This is a genomic window from uncultured Maricaulis sp., assembly GCF_963976135.1.
Lineage (GTDB): Bacteria > Pseudomonadota > Alphaproteobacteria > Caulobacterales > Maricaulaceae > Maricaulis.
In genome coordinates, this window is record NZ_CAXBKN010000161.1 from 1 (window position 1) to 3366 (window position 3366).

Consider the following 3366-nt stretch of genomic DNA (forward strand, 5'->3'; position numbering starts at 1 on the left):
GCCGCGCCTCGAGACCGGTGAGGATTTCCAGCCCGCGCGCGCGGTTTTCCAGCGCCTCCTCGCCCTCATAGCGATTGGGGTATTTATAGCGGTCGAGCGCGCGTTTGAACGGTCCGTCATTGATCGCCACCAGGTCGAACATTGTGTCCCCTGGCGCCAGCCAGCCGCGTGGATCATTGCAGCTGAGCGCCCGGCGCATGATGTCGAGGCTTTCCTCGATCACCTCGCCATCAGGCAGGACCAGCACCGGCACCGTGCCCTTGGGCGAGGCGGCGAGCATCGCCGCCGGCTTGTCGCGCAGCAGGACTTCGCGGTGTTCGACCCCGGTCTCGCTGGCCGCGAGCGCCAGCCGCGCCCGCATCGCATAGGGGCAGCGGCGGAAGGAGTAGAGAATGGGCAGGGGCGCGCTCACCCGGTTTCGCCTTCGCTCTCGCTTCCGGTTTCGGAGGCCTCGTCCTCATAAACACGCCCGAGATGCTTTTCACCACGCCGGGCCGCCAGCAGGGATTGCTTGTGACGCTCGGCGAAGCGTTCCCGGTCGGCCTGCGAGAAACGGTCATGGCAATGCGGGCAGGAGACGCCGGGCACGAAATGGTCGGAACGCAGATCTTCCGGCCCGAGCGGTTCGCGGCAGGCATGGCAGAGCGTGTGGGTGCCCGGTTCCAGCCCGTGCCCGACGGCAACGCGGCGATCGAACACGAAGCACTCGCCGCGCCAAAGGCTCTCTTCGGCCGGCACGGTCTCGAGATATTTCAGGATGCCGCCCTTGAGATGGAAGACCTCGTCTATCCCCTCAGCCTTCACGAATGAGGTCGCCTTCTCGCAGCGAATGCCGCCGGTGCAATACATCGCGACGCGGGCATTGGGGCGGCCCTGGCGGAAATTGCGGAACCATTCGGGAAATTCGCGAAAGCTCACGGTTTCCGGGTTCACCGCGCCCTCGAACTGGCCGATCCGGACCTCGTAATCATTGCGCGTATCAATGGTGACGACATCGGGGGCTGAGATCAGCTCGTTCCATTCGCTCGGGTCGACATAGGATCCGACCAGCGCATTCGGGTCGACGCCCGGGATGCCCATCGTCACGATCTCGCGCTTGAGCCGCACTTTCAGGCGCAGGAAAGGCTGCTCATCGGCCCAGCTCTCCTTGTGCTCCAGATCGCCGCAGCCGGGCAGGGCCCGGATGGCGTCGAGCATGGTGGCGATCTCATCGGCGGTGCCGGCAATCGTGCCATTAATGCCTTCCGAGGCGAGCAGGATCGTGCCGGTGATCGCATTCGCTTCACCGACCTGTTTCAGCCGCGCCTGCAGGGCATCGAGCCCGTCGAGCGGGGTGAATTTGTACAGGGCGGCGACAGTGAAGCGGGGCATGGTCGGGTCCGATGAGGTTTGGCGCTGCTATAGCAAGTTCTGGCGCCCGGGCGGAGTCTCAAGCTGCGCTTCCATCGCCCGGCGCCGGCCTGGAAAAGAGGCTTGTGATGAAAACCTTGGCAGGGTCCGATACAGTTTGTATATGGTGTATATGTAAATCGTATCCGGAGGCCGTCATGGGCATAGTGAATATTGATGATGATCTGCACGATCAGTTGCGGCGGGCGAGCAAGGTCTCGTGCCGTTCGATCAACGCCCAGGCCGCCTACTGGATCAAGATTGGCATGCTGTGCGAGGCCAGTCCGACGCTCGGCTTCACCGAAGTCATCAAGCGTGAAATGGAGGCAGCCGGTGTCGAGCCTCACCCCCTGACATCGAACGCCGCATGACCAAAACGTCTGAGGAACTGGCCTTGATGGCTGAGTCCGGCCGTCTGCTGGCCTCAGTTTTCGGGCTACTGGACCGAACCGCCCTGACGGGCATGTCCACCCTGCAGATCGACGAACTGGTCGAGGATTATATCGTCCACGACCTTGAGGCCCGCCCGGCCAGCCTCGGTCAGTATGGCTTTCAGTTTGTTTTGAATGCCTCGGTGAACCATGTGGTCTGCCACGGCGTGCCGTCGAAATCGGATGTGCTGCGCGATGGCGATATCGTCAATTTTGACATCACGCTCGAGAAGAATGGCTTCATCGCGGACTCCAGCAAGACCTATCTGGTCGGCGCGGTGAAGCCGGCCGCGCGGCGGCTGGTCAAGACCACCCATGACGCCATGTGGAAGGGGATCAGGGCAGTCCGCCCGGGCGCGCATCTGGGTGATATCGGCTGGGCGATCGAGCGCCATGCCAAGCGCAATGGCTATTCCGTGGTGCGCGAATATTGCGGTCACGGCATCGGCCGGGAAATGCATGAGGAGCCGCAAGTGCTTCACTTCGGCAAGCCCGGAACCGGTCTTGTTCTGCGCGAGGGCATGGTGTTCACGATCGAACCGATGCTCAATCATGGTCGGCGCTATGTGCGCACCGAGCCCGATGGCTGGACTGTGGTGACCAAGGATGGCTCGCTGTCGGCCCAGTTCGAGCACACCGTTGCCGTGACCGCGAATGGTGTTTCGGTGCTGACGCTCCGTCCCGAGGAAGCGGCGCGCATGGCCAGCTAGGCCGTTCGCGCGCTGACGGTGCGGATTCCCGACAAAATCGGCCGTTTTCAATATCTCGAAAGTGACGGTTTACGCCCCGACACTCATCGCCAGCACCCGGCTGATCTCGCTCAGCGACCGCCCGGACTGGTCCCGCCAGGTGTTGAACGCCGCCTGCACCGCAGCGAGATCGCGCTTTGAAGTCGGCGCTTTGGCGACGACGCCCTCGGCGATCAGGCGGGCGATGACGTCCTGCGACAGGATATAGCTCGACTTGCCCATCCAGCGCATGGCCCGCTGGCCGGTCGCACCGCCCAGCCGTGAGCCGCGCTTGGCGAGGACATCCATCAGGCCGTTGAAATCATCCTCGGGCCAGTCGGCGAAGAATTTGGCGGCGCTGACATGTTCGGCGGCAAGATCGGTGAGGAAGCGGGCATTTGTCACCACGGCCATGATCTTGGCGCCATTGCGCACGATGCCCTTGTCAGCGAGCAGACGGTCAATCTCCTCGTCGCCATAGAAGGCCACCCGCGATGGATCGAAGCCCTCGAAAGCCGCCTCGAAACCGGGCCATTTCGCCTCGATCACCTTCCAGTGGAAACCGGCCTGGAACAGGCATTTCGCCATCATTGACAGCCAGCGATCATCGGGGATGGCGGCGAGCTCGGTGGCGGGCAGAGGCTTGGAGAGCTGGGCCTCCAGCGCTTCGGGCCCGCCCTTGCGCTCGGCGGCGATGGCGAAGATTTCTGCGAAAGTGCGCATATGCCTGCTCCTAGAGCTCCGCTTCGCGCCGTTTGACCGCGATGCCGTCATGGATTTGCGGTCCCGGATACATCACCACGACATCGCCGGTTTCA

Annotated in this window: 5 protein-coding genes; 2 read left to right on the forward strand and 3 right to left on the reverse strand. The window is 63.1% G+C overall.

Annotated features, from left to right (window positions below; genetic code table 11):
- Together AAC023_RS14060 and AAC023_RS14065 are read right to left on the reverse strand one after the other, a co-directional pair.
- The coding region (locus tag AAC023_RS14060) for a glutathione S-transferase N-terminal domain-containing protein (RefSeq protein WP_339741855.1) at nucleotides 1-412 on the reverse strand (412 nt) is incomplete at its 3' end.
- Nucleotides 409-1371: a rhodanese-related sulfurtransferase gene (locus AAC023_RS14065; protein ID WP_339741857.1), complete on the reverse strand. Its 963-nt coding sequence runs from the start codon at nucleotides 1369-1371 to the stop codon at nucleotides 409-411. The genes AAC023_RS14060 and AAC023_RS14065, both read right to left, overlap by 4 nt.
- Before the next feature lie 176 nt (nucleotides 1372-1547).
- On the opposite strand from AAC023_RS14065, the gene AAC023_RS14070 reads away from it, so the two are divergent.
- Both AAC023_RS14070 and map read left to right on the forward strand, forming a co-directional pair.
- Nucleotides 1548-1760: a ParD-like family protein gene (locus AAC023_RS14070; protein WP_339741859.1), complete on the forward strand. Its 213-nt coding sequence runs from the start codon at nucleotides 1548-1550 to the stop codon at nucleotides 1758-1760.
- Nucleotides 1757-2530 carry a type I methionyl aminopeptidase gene (gene map, locus AAC023_RS14075; protein WP_339741861.1) on the forward strand — a complete coding sequence of 258 codons (774 nt, stop codon included), beginning with the start codon at nucleotides 1757-1759 and terminating at the stop codon, nucleotides 2528-2530. Before AAC023_RS14070 ends, map begins: the two co-directional genes overlap by 4 nt.
- A 69-nt stretch (nucleotides 2531-2599) precedes the next feature.
- On the opposite strand, the gene AAC023_RS14080 is transcribed toward map, so the two are convergent.
- A complete protein-coding gene (locus AAC023_RS14080; protein WP_339741864.1) occupies nucleotides 2600-3271 on the reverse strand; it encodes a DNA-3-methyladenine glycosylase I in 672 nt (223 codons plus the stop codon).
- Nucleotides 3272-3366: the final 95 nt, after the last annotated feature.

What these genes read in the sequence shown, in the direction of transcription:
- AAC023_RS14065 (WP_339741857.1), bottom strand. Translation starts at nt 1,371, where the DNA reads ATGCCCCGCTTCACTGTCGCCGCCCTGTACAAATTCACCCCGCTCGAC.
- AAC023_RS14070 (WP_339741859.1), top strand. Translation starts at nt 1,548, where the DNA reads ATGGGCATAGTGAATATTGATGATGATCTGCACGATCAGTTGCGGCGG.
- AAC023_RS14080 (WP_339741864.1), bottom strand. Translation starts at nt 3,271, where the DNA reads ATGCGCACTTTCGCAGAAATCTTCGCCATCGCCGCCGAGCGCAAGGGC.
- map (WP_339741861.1), top strand. Translation starts at nt 1,757, where the DNA reads ATGACCAAAACGTCTGAGGAACTGGCCTTGATGGCTGAGTCCGGCCGT.